The following is a 23,191-nucleotide window of genomic DNA, read 5'->3' as shown; positions in this document are numbered from 1 at the left end:
AGACCTATATTCTAAATTTTGAGCGAAATTTCAAGAAAATATCAAAAAGGGGTCCGGAATGAAATCATTCCGGACCCCTTTTGTCGACAAACTGAGGTTGCCCCAAGATAAAAGGGGGCAACCTGTGTTGTATGTGTCATTTTATATTATTGTGCAGTTAATCCGCCGTCAATTACGAATTCAGCTCCTGTAGAATAGCTTGATTCTTCGGAAGCTAGGAAAAGAACGAGATTGGAGACTTCTTCTGGCTGTGCCACGCGTTTAAGAGGAATATGTTTGGCAAATTCTTTGATGACTTCAACAGCATCGCCTTGGGTTACCATTGGTGTTTCAATCACACCTGGGTGTACTGAATTCACGCGGATTCCATAACGTGAAAAATCAATTGCGGCTGCTTTTGTCATTCCGCGAACGGCAAATTTTGTATCCGTATAACCAATTGCACCAGCCACTAGCCCGTTCATTGAAGAAATATTGACGATTGATCCGTTTTTAGTTTTCTTCATGGATGAAACAACGGTTTTCATTCCTAAAAATACGGATACTTGGTTAATTTTTACGATTTTAAGGTACTGATCTAAGGTTGTATCTTCAATGGAGTTATTAAGGCTTATTCCTGCATTGTTTACTAAAATGTTTACTGGGCCAAATGTGTTTTCAGTCTCGGTAACGACAGTCTGCCAATCGGCTTCGCTAGAAACGTCTTGTTTAATAAATATGGCGTTTTCGCCTAGTTCTTTCGCTAGGGCTGCTCCGGCTTCTTCATTTAAGTCGGTTAAAACAACTTTTGCGCCTTCTTCAACAAATTTACGCGCATGAGTCGCACCCATACCGGCTGCTGCGCCAGTGATAATCGCTACTTTATTTAATAACCTTTCCATAAATAACACCTCATTATTATTTTTTTGATAGTTGAACTATCATTTTATGCATTTTTATTTTATACTATTTAACAGAATATATCAAGCAATAGGAGAAAGGACCGATGAATCGTGAGTTCAAATACTAGAGAAAAAAATAAAAAGCATCGGACAGAACAAATAATCCTTGCAGCGGAGGAATTATTTTCAGAAAAAGGATTATATGATGTACAGATGCAAGATGTCGCTACAAAGGCAAATGTCGGTATAGCCACCTTATTTCGTTACTTTCCTAAAAAAGAAAATTTAATCGTTGAGGTTGCTGTATTCATTTTAAGTGATTTCCAAGACGACCTAAAAAAGATTGCTGATTCAGAAAAGAACGCATACGAAAAATTTGAAGAGTTATTCGAATATTTTTTAGAGATCGCGAATGGACCAGCTAGAAAAGTCACCTTATTTCGTGAGGCTTTTGAAAGCTATTCCTCATATAAAAACGAGCCTCTAGAAAATATTGAATCCTATATCGACATACAAAAAGAGTTATCACGTGAAATTTTCAAAATCATAAAGCAAGGGGTTGAAGATGACTCTCTCCGTTCGGATATAAATATGGAGCTAGCTCTTCAAACAATAACAAATTGTTTTAGCATATTTTCAACGAGAATCACTTTACATGAAAAGGTAGCTATACCATCTTCGGGAATTACCCCCATTGATCAACAACAGTTTTTAAAAGAGATGTTCCTCCACTATATAAGGGCTTAAAGTGATTGAAACATCCTGACTGATACTGGGGTGACATATCGATTGGATTAGAGTGGCCTATTACTAGTGTTGACCGAATAAATAAAACGTATTATATTTCCTATTTCAATGGGAAAACCCTGAAAAATTCAGGTAAGGTAAGGTTTGAACGATACAATAATTCGGATACGGTTACACATTCATACCCATTTTTATAAAGATAAGCTAGTGTTGTTTCTAAAGCACGAACTGTTTGGGGGCGGTCACTCCAATCATGAAGTAAAATGATATCTCCGGGTCGCAAGGATTTAATGATGTGGTTTGATATTTTATTGGCTGGAGGCCTAGCCCAGTCTTTTGGGTCCTGATGCCAAGACCAGAGTACCACTTTAAATCCTTTATTAACCGCAGTATTGATGATTGTGTCATTATGGAAACCACCTACAGGACGATAAAGAGAGGGTTTATATTGTGCAAGGTCCCATATAATCTTATCCGTATCATCTAATTCCGATGATAGTCTATGAGCAGTTATATTCCTATCATATGGATGAGTATAAGTATGGTTGGCAATTTCATGACCTTCCTTAATCTCTCTTTTTAAAACATCGGGGTTGCTCTTCACTTTATTACCCGCTACGAAGAAAGTAGCTTTTGCGTTATATTTTGCTAAAAGATCCAGGATCTGAGGAGTATAGTCTGGATGGGGCCCATCATCAAATGTAATGGCAACAATTTTTTCTTGAGTATTCACTTCCCAAATAACATTTCCTGTTTTTTCGTAAACTGCTCTGCTGTCTGTTGCTGCCTGGGACTCGTTATACGAGGCAGGAAACAAAATAATGAGGGATAGGGCAATAAATAAAGTTTTCACAATAGTTTCCTCCAGGAAATACGGTTATACATGTTATTATGCGGAGTTTGTCTTTATTTATTAATGATTAGGAATGAGAAGAAGAGAGGTAAGCAATAAGTGCACGTCATTGAGGAATGAAGATGAATATACGTCATATACTGAAACCAGTATCACTTTAGTCAAGTACCCGTTTTATAATGTTTTTCATGATAGATGTTGAGTAATTGGTCAAGCTGTTGACTAAGTTCGATGGCAAGATGTGAACTTAACCCATTTCGCTCCACTATAGTAATAAGTTCACTTCGTTTTAATTCGATTTGTTCAAGACATTCATTACTTTTTAACATAGCTATTCCTTTCTAATCCGAATGCATTGGCGTTTTTTTAGATTTGTTGTAAAATATGTATGAATATAACAATTATAAAGCCTTGATGAATTGTTATCAAATAAGTTTTTCACTTATGGGTAAAGATCATTTTAATTAGCTTTTTCAGGTGTCACGAAAAATTATCAATTCCAAAAATGTATTTTTTTATCTAATTTGATACAATGTTTATAGGTTGTCTTACATAGGAGTGGAAGTCTTGGATGAAATTAATATTTTCTTAGCATTTGGAGCTGGATTTTTGAGCTTTATTTCTCCATGCTGCTTGCCGTTATATCCTGCTTTTTTATCATACATCACAGGTATGAGCGTGGGAGAAATCAAGTCGGATAATACTATGCTGCAAAAAAGAAGCATGTTGCATACGTTGTTCTTTTTGCTAGGGTTCTCGTTGGTATTTATAGCGCTAGGATTCGGTACTACATATTTAGGTTCTTTCTTTTCGGATTATAAAGAGTTAATTCGTCAAATTGGTGCCATCTTAATAGTCCTTTTTGGGTTATTCATAGTGGGAATCTTCCAACCGAAGTCCTTAATGAAGGATAGCCGGTTTGAATTTAAGAACAGGCCTGGTGGTTACTTGGGATCGATTCTTATTGGTCTTGCTTTTGCAGCTGGGTGGACGCCATGTGCGGGTCCCCTTTTAGGTACTGTCATGACGCTAGGGGTAACAAATCCTAGTGCCGCTATGAACTATATGATTGCTTATGTATTAGGATTTGCCATCCCATTCTTTGTTTTATCCTTTTTTGTAGGGAAATTAAAATGGATAAAAACCTACAGTCAGTACATTATGAAAATTGGCGGTTATTTAATGATTGTTATGGGGATTATCTTATTTTTTGATTGGATGACTAAAATCATTGCCGTTTTAACTACACTATTCGGTGGGTTTATTGGATTTTAGTGCATTTTCATGTAAAAAAATATATTTTTTGAATTGTATAGGCTTTTCATTGAGTCTTTGGTCTCTTTTTTTTATTCCTTTAGTTATAAAATTCGTTGATTTTAGGACTTAAGTTAGATATTCTAGGAATATATAACTTTGAATATCTTTTATTTGTTCTGCTTGTTGTTTGAAATGAGGAGGAGCGGCTATGGCCCAATTATTAGTAGTTGATGATGCTAAATTTATGAGAATGACACTTTCAAATATATTGACTAAAGCAGGCCATGAAGTGGTTGGTGAAGGTGAAAATGGAAAAGAGGCGATTGAACTATATCGAAGACTGAATCCCGATTTAGTCATAATGGATATAACAATGCCGATAATGAGCGGGCTTGATGCAGTTAAGGAAATAAAAAAGGAGTTTTCCTCTGCAATGGTTATTATGTGCTCAGCTATGGGGCAGCAAAAAATGGTTGTGGAAGCCATTGAGGCTGGAGCAAAGGACTTTATTGTAAAGCCTTTTGATGAGAATCGAGTCTTGGATGCCGTTAATAGGGTATTGGATTAAATACTCGCCTTGTTAATCTGATTTAGGTACTATATACTTTGTTTAAGGTTATAATTATTATATAGTTTTCTTAGTGTGTACCTACTTACTATTAGCTAAAAAGGATGAGTTAAATGATATATATAACAACAGGAATGGCTATTTTGATGGCTTTAGTTGTTTTTAAGTTGCGTATGAAGGAAACGGAAAGACCGGTGAATGCGAAAAAGATTATACTACCGCCTCTTTTCATGAGTACAGGAGCTTTGATGTTTCTTTTTCCGATGTTTCAAGTAACACGTTCTGAACTTTTAGAAGCTCTTATAGCTGGTATGTTATTTTCTATCTTATTAATCAAGACTTCGAAATTCGAAGTGCGTGATGAACAAATATATATCCAGCGTTCCAAAGCATTTATTTTTATTTTAATCGGTATTATGGTAATTCGTTTGGTAGCTAAATTGATTTTGGGAAGCACGATTGAAATTGGAGTGCTTGGTGGGATGTTTTTCCTTCTTGCTTTCGGTATGATTGTTCCTTGGCGAGTTGTGATGCTTTACCAATATAAAAAAGTCAAAGCAGCTTCTTTTAGTGAAGGTAAGATGATTTGACTTTTACCCAGTGAAAACCGCATGTTGACACATGTGGTTTTTTTGTTTGGTAAAAACACTTAGTTGTTCTATTCAAAATTAGGTTAGAGGAGAAATTCATTAAAAATCATAGTAATTTCATGCGAATTATATTATATTAATATTATTGTTGTTTACTTAAGGGGGAAACGGTTTATGTTACAAATGATTGTGTTAGGGATTATTTGTGGTTTACTACTAGGATTTGTGCTTCAAAGAGGCCGTTTCTGTGTTGTTGGTGCATATCGTGATTTGCTTATAGCGAAAGACGGGCGAATGTTTTTAGCTACGTTCATTGTCATTGCGATACAAAGCGTTGGTGTGTATGCACTACGGGATACAGGAATCATTCAATTTGGTAATGATGGTTTTCCTTGGTTAGGAACCATCCTCGGAGGCTTTATATTCGGTATCGGGATGGTTCTTGCAGGAGGCTGTGCGACAGGAACATGGTACCGGGCAGGAGAGGGTATGATCGGTAGTTGGGTCGCACTCTTCGGTTATATGCTTGGAGCTGCAATGACGAAGTACGGCGTGTGGAAAGCTACAGGGGATCATCTGGTTTCTTATCGTACGAGTGATACGTATATTCATGAAACGTTGAATGTGTCACCTTGGTTATTGGTCATTGTTTTGATAATCATAGTTGGTATCTTGGTCATCAGGGAATTTAAAAAGCCTAAACTTCCTATGTTCAAGATGAAACCGAAAAAAACGGGATTGGCTCATATTTTATTTGAAAAACGCTGGCATCCCTTTGTCACTGCATTATTGGTAGGACTTATTGCCATCGTGGCTTGGCCTTTAAGTGCGATGACCGGGCGAATGTTCGGTTTAGGGATTACTACACCTTCTGCGAATATTTTAACGTTCCTTATCACAGGAGATGACGCGCTCATCGATTGGGGTACATTTTTAGTATTGGGCATTTTCTTGGGTGCTTTCATTGCAGCCAAAGGCAGCGGGGAATTCCGTTGGAGACTGCCTGATATGAAAACATTGCGTAATAATGCTTTTGGTGGAGTGATTATGGGATTTGGCGCGAGTATCGCCGGCGGGTGTACCATAGGTAATGGACTGGTTAACTCAGCATTATTTGCGTGGCAAGGCTGGGTCGCGATTGTCTTTTTCTTATTAGGAACATGGGTAGCGGCTTATTTCACTATCATCCGTAAGCAAAAGAGTTCAAGTGCATCAAAGGCTGCCTGAGTTTTATCACATTAATTAGAGGAGTGGAGTAAAATGGCAAAGGTATTAGAGACATCAGGAATGGTTTGTCCGTTTCCATTAGTAGAGGCTAAAGAAGCAATTGCAGGTATGACAAAAGGGGAAGAATTGATCATCAATTTCGATTGCACCCAAGCAACGGAAAGTATCCCTCGCTGGGCTGCAACGGAAGGTCATGAAATTACGGAATTTGAACAAGTCGATGACGCTCAATGGCGTATAATCGTTAAAAAAGGGAATTAATAGAAAAAATGTGCCGGGGATTCCCTAGCACGTTTTTTTCTATTTTGAAGCTAAATCGTTGGCGTTAAGCAGTCGGAGTGGTAACATAACTTTAATCTAATATACTAAGGAGTTGTTAATGAAATGGTTGATGAAGTTGTATTGAATGATGTTTCGCTGCAGGTCACAAATTTTCATGCCGAATCTATAAAGAACCCTGAAAGCGGAGAACTTAGAAAGATTAGTTTTGATTTTAAAGTAACGAGCGAGGAGTATCATGATATCACAACGCTGCTCTATCAAATGGTTTTTGATTTAAAGATTCCTGAGACAAGAGAAGAATACCGGGCAGAAATCTTCAACTATTCAACATCGCTTACGAATTTATATGAAGAAAATGCTGTGGGAGACTTTTCCCTTACGTTAATCGAAGTAGATTCTCAAGATTGATTCCATTACCAGCCTTGTAAAGAAATGGGTTATTGTCTATAATAATGGTAACGATAAATTAATTTATACATATGAGGTGGTTCTTTGCTAGGAGGCTGGTTTTTATGGTTTATCCTTTTTTGGGTAGTCCTTTTAGTAACGTTGATGAGCATTGGTGGCTTTTTCATGTTTCGGAAGTTCTTAAAGAGATTCCCGAAAGAAGACGGGAAATCAGATATGGATTGGGAAGAGTATTACTTGGAACAAACGAACCACTTATGGTCACAACAGCAAAAGGATTTACTTGAAGATTTAGTAAGCCCTGTACCGGAACTTTTTCGTGATGTGGCCCGTCATAAAATCGCTGGTAAAATCGGTGAATTGGCTTTGAAAGAAAAGGCACCGGATATAACAGAAGATTTGGTGATTCGTGGGTATATCATTGCCACACCCAAACGAGATCATAAGTTTTTACAAAAAAAGTTGACGGAACGACAAGTGAATATGGATCCCTATCAGCATTTATTTAGCTGAAGGCAGGGTGGGCATACTCTTTAGAGTGTGCCTTTTTTATTATGGATTGTGGTAATAATTAGAACGTTTGTACTCTATCAAGGCTTTCTTTTTAATATTTGATATAATAGTAGTAAGAAAAACGAGGACGGAGTGAAACGATGAAATTTATCCATACGGCCGATTGGCATTTAGGGAAAATTGTTCACGGGGTCCATATGACGGATGACCAACGTCATGCCCTGCTACAATTTATTGAGATAATCGAAGAGGAAAAACCCGATGCGGTGGTCATTGCCGGTGATCTTTATGACCGTTCCGTACCACCGACTGAGGCGGTTGAGCTACTTGATGAGATTCTTTATACGATCAATGTAAAAATGAAAATCCCCATTGTGGCCATATCAGGGAACCACGATTCGGCTGAAAGGTTATCATTTGGCTCATCATGGTACCGCCATAGCCAGTTATACATTCACGGGAAACTGACAAAAACATGTGAACCAGTCCATATCAAAGGTGTTAATTTTTACTGTGTTCCTTATGCAGAACCAGGGACGGTTCGTCACGTTTTCGAGGATGAAAGCATCCATTCCCATCAAGAGGCGATGAGAAGGATAACAGGGGCTATAGAGGAAAAGCTTAATCCAAACGAGCCGAATGTATTGGTGGGACACGCTTTTGTATTGGGTGGTAAAACGAGCGATTCAGAACGGGTTCTGTCAGTGGGTGGATCTGGTTGTGTGACAGCCGATTTATTCGATGCATTCGATTATACGGCACTTGGGCATTTACATAGCCCGGATGCAATTCGACATCAAAAGGTTTATTACTCCGGATCACTTTTAAAGTATTCATTTTCTGAAGCTAAACAAAATAAGTCGCTATCCATCGTTGAAATGAGAGAAGATGGTAACTTTGAGATTCGCTATCGGTCCCTGACCCCTAAGTATGATATGAGGGAGATTTCAGGCACGATGGAAGAATTACTTGACGTTACTTTTTATCAAAACCAAAAAGTAGACGATTATTTGAAGATTACCTTGAATGACGAGGGATCGCTCATCGATCCCATTAACCGATTGCGTCAAGTTTACCCGAATGTGCTTCATCTGGAACGGAAATGGGATCTGACCGATTTGAGACGAAAAAAATCATATTCCTCCGTAAAAGATGAAAGGAAGTCTGAAATAGACTTGTTTGAGACGTTTTATCAGGAGATGACAGATAGAGAGTTCGATTCTCAAAAGCAGGAACTGATGGTTTCTGTCATTGAAGCTGTCAAGAAAGAGGAGGCTTTGAAATGAGACCTCATATTTTGACGATGCAAGCATTCGGTCCATATGCGGGTAAGGAAATCATTGATTTTAATACACTGGGAGAACGGACCATGTTTGTCATTTCAGGAAAGACCGGTGCCGGGAAAACGACCATTTTTGATGGGATTAGCTTTGCTATATATGGGAAAGCGAGCGGTGAAGACCGTAGTGGACAAGATTTACGAAGTCAATTTGCCGAGGATGACGTCTTGACGGAGGTTTCATTGCAATTCACTCTCCGTGGAAAAACATATTTGGTTACCCGATCTCCACAGCAGGAACGAAAGAAGAAATCAGGAGAGGGTACCACAACCGTTAGTGCGAAAGCAGAACTATATGAATTGGTACAAGGCGAGGGGAGAAAGTTACTGGGAGCCAATGTTCGCGAGGTTGAAGAGAAAATCAAAGTACTCATTGGGTTGGATGCGAACCAGTTTAGGCAAATCCTGATGATTCCGCAAAATGAATTCCGTAAACTATTAACATCTGATAGTAAAGATAAGGAACAGATTTTGCAAAAGTTATTCCATACCGAATTATATAAGAGAATAGAAGAAAGATTAAAAGAGGAAGCATCACTTCTTAAGAAACAAAGTGAAAAAAGCGCACAGCGTCGCATTGAATTAATGAAGGGCATCAAACCGGGTGATCATGCGGAGCTTCAATCTTTATTGGAAGCAGCTGAACCAAATGAACAACAAATTCTTCCTTTGCTTCATTCGGTGATATCAACGGCTACAGAAAAGCATCAACATTTAGGTGAGCTTCTAAAGGAAAAGCAGAATGCCCGTGATCAGGTCAACCAAGAGCTATCCAAAGCGGCCGATTTATTGAATAGATTTGCTGAGAAAGACAGATTACAAAATGAAAAAGCAGACTTAGAAAACAGGCGCCCGGAAATTATGGAGTTAAAAGAACAAATGAAAATGGCTCATAAAGCGGCCTCTCTAGAAAAACAAGAGCAATATTACTTGCGAATCGGTAAACAGGTAAAAGAGGTGACGTCTGAACTTCAAAATTTAACCAAGCAGGCCGAACTATTGTTAGAGGAGCGCCTGAAGAAACAGGAAGTTTATGAGCAAGAGCTTAAAAAGGAAGAGGATCGAGAACAGGCATTACGGAATGTACATCAGCTTGAACAAGTGAAAGAAGCCGTTTTGACTTATTCAAGTCTTAGAGAACAGGTTACTTTAGATGAAACAGAGTGGAAGAAAAGTAAGCAACTCCGTGAACATAATGTTTCAGAGCTTGCTAGAATCGAAACGGACATGGAGAAAATCAGCCTTGAAAAGGCGGAAGCCGAAAAAGTGGCGATCCTTTATGGAGAGAAAGAAAGAGAGTTTGAAAGAAATCAACAGCTTCTTTCAAAACTTAGAAAGCTACAAGCTGTTTATTCAGAATGTAAATGCATGATGGATGTCTTGGAAAATAAAAAGTCTACATTTCAAAAGATGCTCGATCATCATCTCCAGGAAAAAGAAAAACTAGAGGAAATCAATCAAAACTGGCGTGCCGGCCAGGCTGGTATGCTAGCATCCATGCTTCATGATGGTGAAAACTGTCCCGTCTGTGGTTCGATTGATCACCCTGAGCCTGCACTCTTGCATGAGAATATGCCATCGGATGTAGAATTGAAACAGCAGGAAAATATAGTGAAAATGGCCGATAAACAAAAAAGTCAGGCTGAAAGTGAATTTTACCAGGCAGAATCGAAATTCCAGGCACTCACAGACACCAAGAATGAAAGATACACAGATTTACAAAATGACGTTCCGGAGTTCGCTTCCGAGCTTATCGACGAATACTTGAAGTCGTATGAGGAAAAAGGAAGAGAGTTACAAGGGCATTTACAATCATTAATGGATAAGAAGGATGCAGGAAGCGAATTGGAGAAACGATTGATTGCCTTAAAAGAGAAGGGTACTCAATTGAAAGAGAACTTGGCATCTTTAGAGAAAATGGAAGATGTTACAAAGACCAGGTATATTGAGAACTCAACAAAGCTTACAGGCCTAACGAATTCCCTTCCAGAAGGAATTCGTACTGAAGTAGAATATGCAAGGGCATTTGATGCGGCAGTCAGAAGGCAGAAGCAGTTACAAAAATCATTGGAAGAGGCACAAAAAGCCCTTCAATTGGTTAAAGAAAAAGAATCGGGCATCCATGCGAAAAAGGAATCGCTCGCAGGGAATATAGATGCATTGACGCTTGAATTAAATCAAGAGCGTGAAAAGCTGGTTGTGGAAATGTCCAACCAAGGATTTGCTACTTATAAGGAATATACAGCAGCCAAAAGGACTGAAGATGTGCTTGAATCTATGGAAAAACAAGTACAGTTATACGAACAAAATTGGCAAAGTGTCATAAGCTTGTTTCATGATCTGGAAATGAAGTTAAAAGATGTACCAAAACCGGACTTGGAGGGGTTAAGGAAAACATTTGAATTCATTGACGGTGAATTGGAAAAGTTGCGTCACACACAGAATGAACTACAGGCTGAACAAAAGAATAACCAGGAAATCGAGCAGAAATTGGCATATATTAGAGAAGAGCAGAAAAGCCTGGATGAAAAATATAGCATCGTTGGGCATCTTTCAGAGATTTCAAAAGGCCAAAATTCATTCCGAATTACGTTTGAACGGTATGTATTGGCTGCCTTTTTAGATGATATTCTTAAAGAAGCTAATCTGAGACTGTTAAAGATGACGAGCGGTCGTTATCAGCTATTGCGAAAGCTTGACCTAACTCGCAGGAATATTCAAAGTGGGTTGGAGCTGTCAGTATATGACCAATATACCGGACAGGAAAGGCATGTCAAAACGCTTTCTGGCGGAGAGAGTTTTAAAGCCTCGCTTGCCCTTGCTCTTGGGCTTGCAGATATTGTCCAGCAGAATGCAGGAGGAATTTCCCTGGAAACGATGTTCATAGATGAAGGTTTCGGTACTCTCGATCCTGAATCACTGGATCATGCCATTGAAGCATTAATGGATATCCAGAGTAGTGGACGGTTAGTCGGCATCATTTCCCATGTTCCTGAATTGAAAGAACGAATCGATGCACAGCTTCAAGTCACATCCACTCAAAATGGAAGCACCACAACATTTAATTTTGCTGGCTAATAAAAAAAGAATGGCTCTGGAAGCAAGTAGCTTCAGGAGCCATTCTTTTTTATTTAAAGCTATTCGATCTGAATACTATCTTGGTCTTTACCGGGGGAATACTTATGAATACGAATCACTAATGATGGGTGGGTAAACTCGGCAGTGATCCTTCGTGAACAGATGGAAAAAGGGAAAGAAATTTTTCGTTGTGTAGGTGATGTAATCGCTTTATCTTTATGAAATAGCTTTTGAAAAGGTTTGTGAGGCTTTTCAACGGTAATCAAAATTTCGTTATCTTTTAAACGCACTTTAATATCCTTTGCTTCATGGTTTTCCAATATTGCTTCCACCATATACTCGTCATCACTTTCGTAAATGTCAATTGTAAATAATTGATGGTCCAATTTACTTGTCTCCGGATTAAGAAAAAACTTTTTCACCCATTCATCAAAAACCTTTACCTCATTCATCTGTACATCATGTAGTTTATCTTGCATGTGGATACCCCCGGTTTTGCCTTTGTTTGTATTATATGTTGGAAGTATCGAAAATGGTGATAATTAGGAAAACTTTCTAACTTAACTAAAATATATGTGGATTAGATACAAACACAACGGTGATTTTCTTTCAGTGCAATGATTATTATCTTTGCGCCATACGAGCCATACGAAGTGAATACCGATAAAATTTTGGTGCTGGCAAAACCATTAATCGATACAAGCAAAATTAATGCACGAAACTAAAGAGGATTTAGACTCGTTCATGAAGAAGATAACAGTATAAACAGAAAAATCGAGGAGAGCAGATTGACCTGCTTTCCTTTTTTTCTTTAAGAAGCTAGGAGGAACTGGAATGGAACATGAATTTGTCATTGTAAGTGCGAACCGTACGGCTATAGGTAAAATGGGAGGACAACTAAAAGATGTACAAGCGGGTCATCTAGCGGCAACGGTCATTAAGGATGCAATCGAGAGAGCAGGTCTGGCACCCGAGCAGATAAATGAAGTGATTTTTGGTGAAGTGCGCCAGTCGACCGAATCTTCAAATCTAGCACGTGTTGCCGCGTTAAGAGCGGGTATCCCTCCTGAAGCTTCGGCTTATACAGTAAACCGCCTATGTGCTTCAGGCATACAGGCAGTGATTTCCGGTGTTCAGCATCTAGCTTTTAATCCGGATGATATTGTCGTGGCAGGTGGAGCGGAAAATATGAGTAGAGCCCCCATTTACCTCAGAAATTCACGATTTGGAGAAGGAAACCCTCATCTAGTTGATTCTAATCTTGAAAATGGACAGCAGCCAACCGAAGTGTATGGAAAAGATTTGGGGATGGGGATAACAGCAGAAAACGTAGCGGAAACCTACCAAATTTCCCGGGAAGACCAGGACGCCTTTGCTGTAGAAAGCCAAAGAAGGGCAAGAAAGGCGATTGAGTCTGGTTCCTTCGAATCTCAAATCGTTCCGGTTGAAATAAAGACTAGGAAAAGCACAACAGTATTTCAAGTGGACGAGCACCCAAGAGAAACATCGATAGAAAAACTGTCCCATTTGAAGCCCGTCTTCAAAAGTGATGGAACAGTCACGGCTGGTAATGCCTGTGGCCGTAATGATGGTGCCAGTGCTTTAGTTTTGATGACCCGCGAAAAGGCTTTTAATCTTGATATCAAACCGATTGCCAAGATTGTAAACTGGTCTACAGCTGGTGTCGATCCACGTTATATGGGAATCGGTCCCGTTCCCGCGATCGAGAACCTATTGAAAAAGACTGGACTGGCAGTTGAAGATATCGGACTGTTCGAGTTGAATGAGGCATTCGCGTCACAATCATTGGCTGTTATACGGGAAGCCAAGCTAGATCCCGCTAATGTCAATGTCAACGGTGGAGCCATTGCATTAGGCCATCCACTAGGGGCAACGGGGGCCATTATCATGACCAAATTAATTCACGAGATGCAACGGCGCCAAGAGAAATACGGAATGGCAACCCTATGTATTGGCGGTGGACAAGGGATGGCCATTTTATTGGAATTGGCTTAATAGGGATTTGAAAAACTCTTCACTAAGCTTAACTCATTAAAACACAAAACTTAGCCACCGATTATACCTGCACTTTCTCTTAATATGCTAGTATACCCATCCTTATTGTAGAAGGTTGGGTTTTTTGATTTTCTGGTAAATGAGAAAAATTCAAAAATGAATTATCAGGTTATGGATGAATCCTTTAAAACAAAGGCTTTATAACGAGTAAGATTCAAAAATGAATTTGATCACTCTAAAAAATTAGCTGTTTCCCCAGTGTGTGATTTGGCATGAAACTTGCATTGTTATATGTGTAAACCATATGTAGAAGAATCGGATTTGAGAAAAATGGAGGGGTTAAAGGTGCGAAAAACAGTAAAACAACCATGGGAGCAATGGTATGCAGAAGGAATGTCGTCATTACTTCTACCGGAAATTTCCGTCTATACACTACTGGACCAATCAGCAAAGAAATTCCCTGATCATACAGCCATTATTTTTGAAGGCCATCTCATGGATTATAAAAGCCTGAAATCACAGGTAGATAAACTTGCAGGTAAGTGGAAAGAAATGGGGTTCGTGAAAGGTGAAAGAATTGGCCTTATGATGGCCAACCATCCTTATTTCATCATCAGTTATTACGCTGCACAAGCGCTGGGACTCATTGTTGTTCAACTGAACCCTATGTATAAGCCTAGGGAACTGCTCCAAATATTAGTGGATTCTAATGCTCTATATATTGTGTATGACCAATTGGCCGCTACTACCATTGAAGAAACAAAAGCGATATATGATTTTTCAATCTGCATAAAGACGGACGATGACCAATTAGACGGCCTATCCCTACGTTCTTTGATAGAAAATGGAGAAAAAATCAAGGAAGTTGAAACGATAAATCCTCTTGAAGATATTGCGGTCATCCAGTATACGGGAGGGACGACGGGGAAAATGAAGGGAGCGATGCTTACCCATTACAATCTGACTTCCAATGTTATACAGAGCTTTGAAATGTATGGGGATTTGATGGTGCCCGGAAAGGAAGTCGTGCTGGCAGCGACACCGCTTTATCATGTTTACGCGATGACAAGTGCCATGAATCTCGGAATTTATATGGGAGCTGCCATTCTATTATTTCCTAAATTCGAGATTCAAAATGTACTAATGAATATTCAAAAGTACCGTCCGACTTTTTTTCCAGGCGTTCCAAAGATGTACAATGCGTTCGTCAATCATCCTGAAATCGAAAAATATGGACTGGATTGTCTGAAAAATTGTTCCTGTGGCTCAGCACCCATGCCAGTTGAAGTCATTAATCGATTCGAGAAGCTGACAGGTGCTTCTATAGGAGAAGGTTTTGGGTTATCAGAAGCCTCTCCTTCCACACATCGTAATCCACCCTTAGGTAAAAGGAAAATCGGGAGTGTCGGCATTCCTTTTCCTAGAACCGATTGTATGATCGTAGACGAGGACAATAATGAAGTGCCATCCAAAGGGGTGGGAGAGCTGCTTATAAAAGGCCCACAAATTATGAAGGGATATTGGAATAACGAGGTGGAAACGAGAAAAGCTCTCCAAAATGGCTGGTTGTATACAGGCGATCTTGCTTCAGTGGATGAAGAGGGGTATTTCTACATTGTCGGCAGAAAAAAAGAAATGATCATCATTAGCGGGTTTAATATATATCCGCAAGAGGTGGAAGGTGTCCTTTATCAGCACCCGGATATTCAGGAGGCGGCTGTGGTGGGGATACCGCATAAAGAATTAGGAGAGGTCGTAAAGGCATTCATTGTTCCAAAGAAGGATGCCAACATTGACCTTGAGGAAATTGAAGGATATTGCTATACCCAGCTGACACCCTATAAGGTTCCGAAGCAATTTGAAGTAAGGGAGGAACTGCCGCGAAACACCGTTGGCAAACTATTAAAAAGGTTGCTTATAAAAGAGGAACTGGAAAAGAGGACAAAGAAGGATTGAAGCGGACCCAGCTTTTTAATGGAGGTAGTGGAAGCAAGAATCAATAGCATTCCAGTGGAGAAAATCGGGAAGTCGGAAGATATGCTTTTTTCGAAGATGAATGTTCTTCATTCCTCAGTGGCCAGGTACTACTGCTATATGTGACTGGAGGTTCTAATGAGATTTCTAGTTTCGTAATGAATCCAACCAAGAAAGGCATTAATTCGACCACACAGCCAGATAATTCAACCATGATAGCAAGTAATTCGACCATCAGAAGCGATAATTCAACCACCAAGAAGACAAGATTATCTATTCACAAAGAAACGAGGGGATTCACATGCGTTGGTTTGTTCTTTCTCTATTATTCCTCGGAGCGGTCATTAACTTTGCCGATAAATCAATAATCGGACTGGCCGCTGTGCCGATCATGAAGGAATTCGATCTTTCTTATGCCGAATGGGGACTTGTAGGAAGCAGTTATTATTGGCTCTATCCTGTAACGGGCATTTTTGGAGCAGCATGGGCTGATAAGCTCGGGGCCAAGAAAGTACTGGGGTTCATCATGCTGACATGGACTGTTTTACAATTTGGTGTTTTGGCCATCGCTGCTTTGCCACTATTAATTATTTATAGAATCTTACTTGGGGCATTCGAAGGGCCCTATAGCCCTATTGCTTATAGCCATGCGGATAAGTGGTTCCCCCCGAAACAACGGGGATTAGCCAACTCGGTTGTGGTGGGAGGGGGAACGGTTGGTGCGATGATTGTTGCACCGCTTCTTGTTTCCATGATTACCATTTTTGGATGGAAAGTGGCCTTTGCTAGTCTTGGAGTAGCAAGTCTTATCTGGTTCTTCTTATTTCAGTTTTTAACAAAGGAAAATCCCGTTGAAGTATATGAGAAGGTACAGAAGAAAAAGAAAGAAAAGATGGAGAAATTCAAACTGAAAGACTTTCTTGTACTTTTAGCGTCTCCAACCGCTTTATTTACGACACTCGCATATTTTTCAACGTATATTCTGGTCGTCTGGTTTTCCGTTTGGTTACCGATTTATTTAGTGGAAGTGGTAAATATGACACCCGGACAGATGGGCACGAGCATAGCAATCATTGGAGTCATTTCCGTATGTATTTATATGGGTGTTTCCATGTTATCGGATTACTTATTCAAGAAAAATCAGAATTGGCGTTCATCCAGGGTCTTGGTTGTAGCTGGAGCAATGATCATGGGTTCACTATTCCTATCTTCCATCATGGTCTTTCAAAATCCAATTTGGGTGATTTTTGCAATGTGCCTGGCTAAAGGTCTCACCTATTCCATATTACCGATTGGACCAACGATCATGATCAATGAAATGCGTGAACGCGGCGGACTGATGACAAGTATCTTAACGTCTTCAGGCAATCTTGCAGGCATTGTAGCTCCTCTACTAACGGGTTATATCATTAGTTTAGCGGCGGGGAATAAAATACTAGGCTATAACTTGTCCATTTTGTTCATGGCTGCCCTTGTTCTGGTATTCGGCTTATTGTTTGCCATGTTCGTTAAGCCAACTAAGTCAAAAGATGGGCAGGAAATCAGACCAACAGAAGATTATGATTTGAAATCTTCATAAGAGTTACCCAGCATAAAAAATATAAAAGAGGAGCGGATGAGGAAATGAATAGAGATGTGAATAGAGAGGCTGTCATTGTTTCAGCAGTAAGAACGGCGATTGGGAAGCAAGGGGGCGCACTAGCGACAGTACCCGCACACGTATTTGGGGCAGAAGTGGTAAAAGAGGCATTGAAACGCGCAAATGTAGCTCCTGAAATGGTGGACGATGTCATCATGGGGAATGTTTTAAGCGGAGGAGGCAATATCGCTCGATTAACCGCCCTTCAGACAGGTCTTTCCATGCAATTACCGGGTTTAACGGTCGATCGCCAATGTGGGTCCGGAATCAATGCGGTCAATTTGGCTGCACAAGCAATCTGGGCGGGTGATGGGGACGTATATATCGCTGGAGGAGTGGAGAGCATGAGCCGGGCTCCTTATTTGATGGATCGTCCGGATAAACCATATAGCTCTTCTCCACCAAATTTCAGGAAATCTCAGTTATCTCCAAAAGAGGTAGGCAATCCACCGATGGGAATTACCGCCGAAAATTTAGTTGCAAAATATGAGATCAGCCGGGAAGAACAAGATGAGTTCGCCATTGAGAGCCAGAAAAAGATGGCGAGAGCGATGGAAGAGGGACGCTTTACTGAACAAATTGTTTCAGTGAACATCCCGGTTCGAAATGGAGAGCCGGTAGGATTCAAAGTAGATGAACATCCACGTCCGCAAGTAACCAAAGAAGCGCTAGCGAAACTTCCTCCTGCATTCCTTGAAGGTGGCTCCGTAACGGCCGGAAACAGTTCGGGTTTAAATGATGCGGCGTCTGCTCTTGTCATTATGTCTAGGGAGAAAGCAGATGAATTGGGAATTAAACCTCTAGCGGTGATTAGAGCACACGCGGTTGCTGGTGTCGATCCCAACATCATGGGAATCGGACCGGTTCCAGCAGTAAGAAAGGTCATGGAAAAATCAGGGCTCTCGCTAAACGATATGGATATTATCGAAATTAATGAGGCTTTTGCGTCGCAAGTAATTGCCTGTAATCGGGAACTGGAAATGGATCCAGCCAAAGTGAATGTGAATGGAGGGGCGATTTCTCACGGACATCCACTTGGTGCCACAGGTGCAATTCTGATCACGAAAGCGGCCCATGAATTGAAACGATCTGAAGGAAGATATGCTCTCATTACGGCGTGCATTGGTGGTGGGCAAGGAATTGCCACAATCTTAGAACGGGAAGGTTGATTTTTCTTAAATTCGGAAGGAAATTCACTAGCATTTTTTTAATAGAATTGTTCCATTTGCGAATCAGACGAATTAAAAAAATCCACTATTAGGAGGCATTTGAATTATGACCATTACTTTAACGAAAGAAATGGAACAAATGAAAGCAATGATTCGGAATTTTGTTGAAAAGGAAGTAGAGCCTCTAGCCCAACAAATTGAAGAAGAGGATCTCATCCCACAACATCTTGTTGAAATGTCCAAAGAACTCGGATTATTTGGGATTAGCATACCGGAACAATACGGTGGAATTGGTTTGAATACAGTAGAAAAGGCGACGGTATTAGAGCAGTTAGGCAGAACGCACAATGGGTTTGTTTCGTTAATAAGTGCTCATACCGGTATTGGAAGCACGGGCCTGGTAAAGCTTGCATCTGAACAGTTGAAAAATAAATATCTGCCTGAGATGGCAGCGGGTAATAAAATAGCCGCTTTCGCTTTATCCGAACCTGGTGCAGGTTCGGATGCGACCAATTTGGCGACGACTGCAGAGAAAAAGGGCGATTATTGGGTGATGAATGGTACAAAGCATTTCATCACCAATGGACCGATTGCTGATGTTTACACAGTTTTTGCGTTAACGGATAAAGATAAGGGGGCAAAAGGCGGGATCACTGCCTTTTTGGTAGAAAGAAATTTCCCTGGGGTCACTGTCGGTAAAAAGGACAAGAAAATGGGATTAAGAGGTTCGTATACATCTCAGGTCATTTTTGAAAATTGTATCATTCCTGAAGAAAATGTCATTGGTGAAGTGGGCATGGGGTATATATCAGCTCTTAGAATATTAGGGGAAGGACGTGTCGGACTTGCCGCAAGAGCGGTAGGATCATGCGGCAAATTAATCGAGCTATCTACCAAATATGCAAAAGAGCGGATTCAATTCGGTAAACCAATTGCTGATAATCAAGCCATACAATGGATGCTAGCGGATATGGCAACAGAAACAGAAGCCGCAAAGGCCTTGACAATGATGGCAGCACAAAAGATTGATGAGGGGAAAAAGGTGATCAAAGAAGCCTCCATGGCTAAACTGTTCGCTTCCGATGTTTTTAATAGAGTAGCGGATAAAGCGGTTCAAATTCACGGGGGTATGGGGTATATGGCAGAATATCCAGTGGAACGCTTTTATCGTGATGCTCGCATTACAAAGATCTATGAAGGAACAAACGAAGTTCAACGGCTCATCATTGCCAGAAATATATTGGATGAGTATTGATTCGTGTTTTTTAGAATCAAGTAATGTAAGAGCGCATACAATCAGGACTGCATCTCAGGAAAGGGAGCTGGACAGTTCTACGGGAATCTGTCTAGTTCCAAACGTGGAAGGTAATAGGATTTTGTTTTTTGATGAAGCGGAAATCATGAGGGGGAAAGTGAAAATTGACTACTAACGTGGAGGATATTCGCAACCAATTCGAGAGCAGTCCATTCTTTGCATATATTGGATTTGAAGTCATTCAATTTGAAGAAGGAAATGTCCGTCTGAAATTAAATATCGAGGAACATATGCTTAATGTAAATGGAACGCTGCACGGGGGTATTCATGCGACCATGCTTGACACCATTCTTGGGATAGTGATACGTTCTCTGACTAAAGCACGTGTTGTGACGACGAGCTTAACTGTTCATTATCTCGGCAGCCTGTCAGCAGGAGAAATATTTGCGGAAGCCAAGGTTCTTCAGCAGGGATACAAAACCGCTTTTGCAGAAGGAGAAATAAAAGATTCCGCTGGAAATCTCATTGCAAAAGGTACAGGGGTATTCAAATTGATTCGAGACGAATGAAAATAGTGATTGGCGGTGGAAAAAGAAGAAGGAGTGAAGCCAATGAAGAGAGTGTGGCAGAAATCTTATCCGGAAGATACCCCCTTTGAAGTAGAAATTCCTTTAATGTCTCTATACGAAATAGTGGACCATTCAGCACAACATTACCCTCCACCAAAGCTGTTATTGATGGAGAAAGAGAACTTTCTTATTTGGAATTGAAGAGAAAAATTGATCGTTTTGCAGGTTCATTATACTCGCGGGGGTTTAAAAAAAAAGGATAGAATCGCATTGATGTTACCCAATTGTATAGAATATATCATTGCCTATTATGCAATCCACCGATTGGGAGGCGTGGTGGTACAAGTGAACCCGATGTATAAGGCAAATGAACTAGCCTATATATTACGGGATTCCAATGCCACATGGTTGATTGGAAATGATGAACAAAAGAAAAAGATAGTACAAACTGGTTTGGCAGATAGGCTCACGATTATTTCAGCAAATAAATTGCAGGAAGACAGCTACTATTCATGGATAGCAGAAGAGGAAAATGAACTCCCTGAGCTGGATATTAATCCAAAAGAAGATATTGCGTTACTTCAATATACAGGAGGAACCACAGGAAGAGCCAAAGGGGTCATGCTCACTCATTTCAACCTGATTGCCAATGTCATACAAGATTTTACCTATACAGCAAACGCCCTTCAACTGCAAAAACCGGGTGAGCGTATGCTTGGATTGACGCCACTGTTTCATGTATTCGGTAATGGCAGGATGAACAGTGCCGTTTATGCGGGAGCAACGTACATCACTCTAGAGAGATTTGAAATAAACAAGGTCGTCGATTTGATTAGAAAACATAGACCGACCATTTTTCCAGGTGTTCCTACCATGTATATCGCTTTACTAAATCATCCGGATTTGACAGCGCAAGATCTCAGCAGTTTTAAATACTGCAGCTGTGGCTCGGCGCCCCTTCCAGTGGAAGTTATCCATCAATTTGAGCGTAAATTCGGTGTGTCAATATCAGAAGGCTTTGGCATGTCGGAAACTTCACCTACCACCCATCGAAACCCAGTAAAAGGTCAAAGAAAGATAGGAAGCATTGGTATTCCCTATCCTAACACTGATGCCAAAATCGTCGATATCGAAACGGGGAAAGCGGTGCTGCCGTACAATCAGGCAGGGGAACTAATCATTAAGGGTCCACAGGTGATGAAGGGGTATTGGGGAAATCTAGAGGAAACTTCAATGGCATTAAGGGAGGGTTGGTTATATACCGGAGACATAGCCACAATGGATGAAGAAGGGTATTTCTTTATTGTGGGCAGGAAAAAAGAGCTAATCATTGCAAGCGGCTATAATATTTATCCGATTGAAGTAGAGGAAGTCATTTATCAGCATCCCGGAGTGGAAGAAGCTTGCGTATTTGGCATTCCGGATACCTATCGCGGGGAAACCGTCAAAGCTATAATCGTGCTAAAGAAAGGGGTAATTGCAACAGAACAGGATATCATAAAGTTCTGCAATGAACGTTTGGCTAATTATAAGGTTCCACGAGTGATAGAGTTTAGGGAACTTATGCCGAAGTCAGCGGTCGGGAAAATTTTACGACGGGTTTTGGTTGAGGAAGAAGGCAAGAGGACAAATAGTTTAAGGACTTATCGTCGATAGGCCTTTACACTTTCCGCACGATTCACAATCCTGAAAAATCTTGGTCGTACTACATATTCTACATTAAGGACAAGACGATGTTCATCATTGTTTATGTCCTATTTTTTATTACTAAGAATATATTTAAGAATAGTGCCTGGAAACCTATAATTGGGAATAGAGGGACTTGTAAATATAATCTTAGCCATAATACTGGTATGAAGTTATAATTAGAGGAGAACAAGTTAAGCTTTTTCAAATCAATGTAAAAGCAAAGGAAAGTTTAATTTAGGAATTAAGGAAGTGTAGGATGAAAAAACATATACCTAATATGCTGACTTTGGGAAATTTATTATGTGGGTTCTTATCGATAGGATGTATTATTACTGGTGATCTTAGAAATGCGACAATATTGATCTTTATCGCGTTAATGCTGGATGCATTGGATGGCAGGGTAGCAAGGATCCTTGGGGTATCTAATGAAATGGGGAAAGAATTGGATTCACTTGCCGATATCGTATCTTTTGGAGTAGCCCCCGCCTTTTTAGCCATACATACATATTTCAACGACTTTGGACAAGTTGGGATGCTAATCGCCAGTTTGTTCCCTCTATTCGGTGCATACCGATTAGCTCGTTTCAACATTACCGACCAAGCGGAATCTGTAAAATACTTTAAAGGGGTTCCCATCACATTAGCAGGCGGAATTGTGGCTTTCTTCGTCTTGTTTTCCGGGTCCGTACCATTATGGATATTTATTATCCTATATTATGGACTGTGTATATTGATGGTAAGTACAATGAAAATCCCAAGCTTTAAAAAAGTTGGCAGACCGAAGAATAGTGTTCTTATTACCTTGTTTTTATTCTATTCATTTTATTTAGTGGCTAAATCTAAATTTGAATCTGTGCCGATATCTTTCTATATTGCTTTAGGAACCTATATATTGTTAATTGTGGTGAGATATATAAAAGAAAAAGAACCCAAATTCCCAAACAAAAAGAAAGTTAAAAAGCAGAAAATCAAAGTGATTCGTAAGAAAAGGATGAAACAATAAAAAGGCGCTGTCCCAAAAGGCATGGATAATGACTTCTGGGGTAGCCCTTTTTTTGATTAATAGAAACCGTCTTGTCCTTAGTTTTTGTTCGAAATAAAAGTGGATTAACTTGGCTTGACAATATACCCCTATAG

General features: G+C 40.0%; 23 protein-coding genes. 19 read left to right on the top strand and 4 right to left on the bottom strand.

What is annotated here, in order from left to right:
* Window positions 1–146: 146 nt before the first annotated feature.
* A complete protein-coding gene (locus ACIQXU_RS20050) occupies window positions 147–881 on the bottom strand; it encodes a glucose 1-dehydrogenase (protein WP_402991962.1) in 735 nt (244 codons plus the stop codon).
* A gap of 111 nt (window positions 882–992) precedes the next feature.
* On the opposite strand from ACIQXU_RS20050, the gene ACIQXU_RS20045 reads away from it, so the two are divergent.
* Window positions 993–1,628: a TetR/AcrR family transcriptional regulator gene (locus tag ACIQXU_RS20045; protein WP_402991959.1), complete on the top strand. Its 636-nt coding sequence runs from the start codon at window positions 993–995 to the stop codon at window positions 1,626–1,628.
* A gap of 100 nt (window positions 1,629–1,728) precedes the next feature.
* Here the strand turns inward: ACIQXU_RS20045 and ACIQXU_RS20040 are convergent, their stop codons facing one another.
* Entirely contained in the window at window positions 1,729–2,484 is a 756-nt protein-coding gene (locus ACIQXU_RS20040; protein WP_402956503.1) for a polysaccharide deacetylase family protein, read from the bottom strand.
* 158 nt (window positions 2,485–2,642) lie between these two features.
* Complete coding sequence (locus tag ACIQXU_RS20035; protein ID WP_402875367.1) at window positions 2,643–2,810, bottom strand: Spo0E family sporulation regulatory protein-aspartic acid phosphatase; 168 nt, start codon at window positions 2,808–2,810, stop codon at window positions 2,643–2,645.
* Between the two features lie 238 nt (window positions 2,811–3,048).
* On the opposite strand from ACIQXU_RS20035, the gene ACIQXU_RS20030 reads away from it, so the two are divergent.
* The 9 genes from ACIQXU_RS20030 to ACIQXU_RS19990 all read left to right on the top strand — a co-directional run bounded on the left by ACIQXU_RS20030 (window position 3,049) and on the right by ACIQXU_RS19990 (window position 11,743).
* Window positions 3,049–3,756 (top strand): cytochrome c biogenesis CcdA family protein, encoded by a 708-nt coding sequence (locus tag ACIQXU_RS20030; RefSeq protein ID WP_402875369.1) that lies wholly within the window; start codon window positions 3,049–3,051, stop codon window positions 3,754–3,756.
* A 190-nt stretch (window positions 3,757–3,946) separates the two neighbouring features.
* A complete protein-coding gene (locus ACIQXU_RS20025) occupies window positions 3,947–4,306 on the top strand; it encodes a response regulator (protein ID WP_402875372.1) in 360 nt (119 codons plus the stop codon).
* A gap of 113 nt (window positions 4,307–4,419) precedes the next feature.
* Entirely contained in the window at window positions 4,420–4,896 is a 477-nt protein-coding gene (locus ACIQXU_RS20020; RefSeq protein ID WP_402875374.1) for a CcdC family protein, read from the top strand.
* Window positions 4,897–5,070: 174 nt separating this feature from the next.
* Entirely contained in the window at window positions 5,071–6,123 is a 1,053-nt protein-coding gene (locus ACIQXU_RS20015) for a YeeE/YedE thiosulfate transporter family protein (protein ID WP_402956419.1), read from the top strand.
* Window positions 6,124–6,156: 33 nt separating this feature from the next.
* On the top strand, window positions 6,157–6,384 hold the full coding sequence (locus ACIQXU_RS20010) for a sulfurtransferase TusA family protein (RefSeq protein WP_402991956.1): 228 nt from the start codon (window positions 6,157–6,159) through the stop codon (window positions 6,382–6,384).
* Window positions 6,385–6,507: 123 nt separating this feature from the next.
* Window positions 6,508–6,813 (top strand): DUF3219 family protein, encoded by a 306-nt coding sequence (locus ACIQXU_RS20005; RefSeq protein ID WP_402956423.1) that lies wholly within the window; start codon window positions 6,508–6,510, stop codon window positions 6,811–6,813.
* Between the two features lie 84 nt (window positions 6,814–6,897).
* Complete coding sequence (locus ACIQXU_RS20000; protein ID WP_402956425.1) at window positions 6,898–7,326, top strand: DUF2621 domain-containing protein; 429 nt, start codon at window positions 6,898–6,900, stop codon at window positions 7,324–7,326.
* Between the two features lie 140 nt (window positions 7,327–7,466).
* Entirely contained in the window at window positions 7,467–8,612 is a 1,146-nt protein-coding gene (locus ACIQXU_RS19995; RefSeq protein WP_402991953.1) for an exonuclease SbcCD subunit D, read from the top strand.
* Window positions 8,609–11,743, top strand: a complete 3,135-nt coding sequence (locus tag ACIQXU_RS19990) for an AAA family ATPase (protein ID WP_402991950.1) — start codon at window positions 8,609–8,611, stop codon at window positions 11,741–11,743. Before ACIQXU_RS19995 ends, ACIQXU_RS19990 begins: the two co-directional genes overlap by 4 nt.
* Before the next feature lie 59 nt (window positions 11,744–11,802).
* Here the strand turns inward: ACIQXU_RS19990 and ACIQXU_RS19985 are convergent, their stop codons facing one another.
* A complete protein-coding gene (locus ACIQXU_RS19985) occupies window positions 11,803–12,222 on the bottom strand; it encodes an Hsp20/alpha crystallin family protein (protein WP_402875388.1) in 420 nt (139 codons plus the stop codon).
* A 355-nt stretch (window positions 12,223–12,577) separates the two neighbouring features.
* Here ACIQXU_RS19985 and ACIQXU_RS19980 point away from each other — a divergent pair, with 355 nt between their 5' ends.
* The 9 genes from ACIQXU_RS19980 (at window position 12,578) to pssA (ending at window position 23,057) form a co-directional block, all read left to right on the top strand.
* On the top strand, window positions 12,578–13,759 hold the full coding sequence (locus ACIQXU_RS19980) for a thiolase family protein (protein ID WP_402991947.1): 1,182 nt from the start codon (window positions 12,578–12,580) through the stop codon (window positions 13,757–13,759).
* A 345-nt stretch (window positions 13,760–14,104) separates the two neighbouring features.
* Window positions 14,105–15,715 carry a long-chain-fatty-acid--CoA ligase gene (locus ACIQXU_RS19975; RefSeq protein ID WP_402991944.1) on the top strand — a complete coding sequence of 537 codons (1,611 nt, stop codon included), beginning with the start codon at window positions 14,105–14,107 and terminating at the stop codon, window positions 15,713–15,715.
* 319 nt (window positions 15,716–16,034) lie between these two features.
* On the top strand, window positions 16,035–17,312 hold the full coding sequence (locus ACIQXU_RS19970) for an MFS transporter (protein WP_402991941.1): 1,278 nt from the start codon (window positions 16,035–16,037) through the stop codon (window positions 17,310–17,312).
* 56 nt (window positions 17,313–17,368) lie between these two features.
* Window positions 17,369–18,541 (top strand): thiolase family protein, encoded by a 1,173-nt coding sequence (locus ACIQXU_RS19965; protein ID WP_402991968.1) that lies wholly within the window; start codon window positions 17,369–17,371, stop codon window positions 18,539–18,541.
* 106 nt (window positions 18,542–18,647) lie between these two features.
* Window positions 18,648–19,796 carry an acyl-CoA dehydrogenase family protein gene (locus ACIQXU_RS19960; RefSeq protein WP_402991938.1) on the top strand — a complete coding sequence of 383 codons (1,149 nt, stop codon included), beginning with the start codon at window positions 18,648–18,650 and terminating at the stop codon, window positions 19,794–19,796.
* A gap of 164 nt (window positions 19,797–19,960) precedes the next feature.
* Complete coding sequence (locus ACIQXU_RS19955; protein WP_402991935.1) at window positions 19,961–20,365, top strand: PaaI family thioesterase; 405 nt, start codon at window positions 19,961–19,963, stop codon at window positions 20,363–20,365.
* A 42-nt stretch (window positions 20,366–20,407) separates the two neighbouring features.
* Window positions 20,408–20,566, top strand: coding sequence for a hypothetical protein (locus ACIQXU_RS19950; protein ID WP_402991932.1), 159 nt, complete (start codon window positions 20,408–20,410; stop codon window positions 20,564–20,566).
* 9 nt (window positions 20,567–20,575) lie between these two features.
* Window positions 20,576–22,021, top strand: a complete 1,446-nt coding sequence (locus ACIQXU_RS19945) for a long-chain-fatty-acid--CoA ligase (protein ID WP_402991929.1) — start codon at window positions 20,576–20,578, stop codon at window positions 22,019–22,021.
* Window positions 22,022–22,310: 289 nt separating this feature from the next.
* Window positions 22,311–23,057, top strand: coding sequence for a CDP-diacylglycerol--serine O-phosphatidyltransferase (gene pssA, locus ACIQXU_RS19940; RefSeq protein WP_402991926.1), 747 nt, complete (start codon window positions 22,311–22,313; stop codon window positions 23,055–23,057).
* Window positions 23,058–23,191: the final 134 nt, after the last annotated feature.

This window comes from Peribacillus sp. NPDC097284, assembly GCF_044761765.1.
GTDB lineage: Bacteria > Bacillota > Bacilli > Bacillales > DSM-1321 > Peribacillus.
Note: the sequence above shows the minus strand (reverse complement) of the source record. Positions and strands in the feature narration are given on the sequence as shown.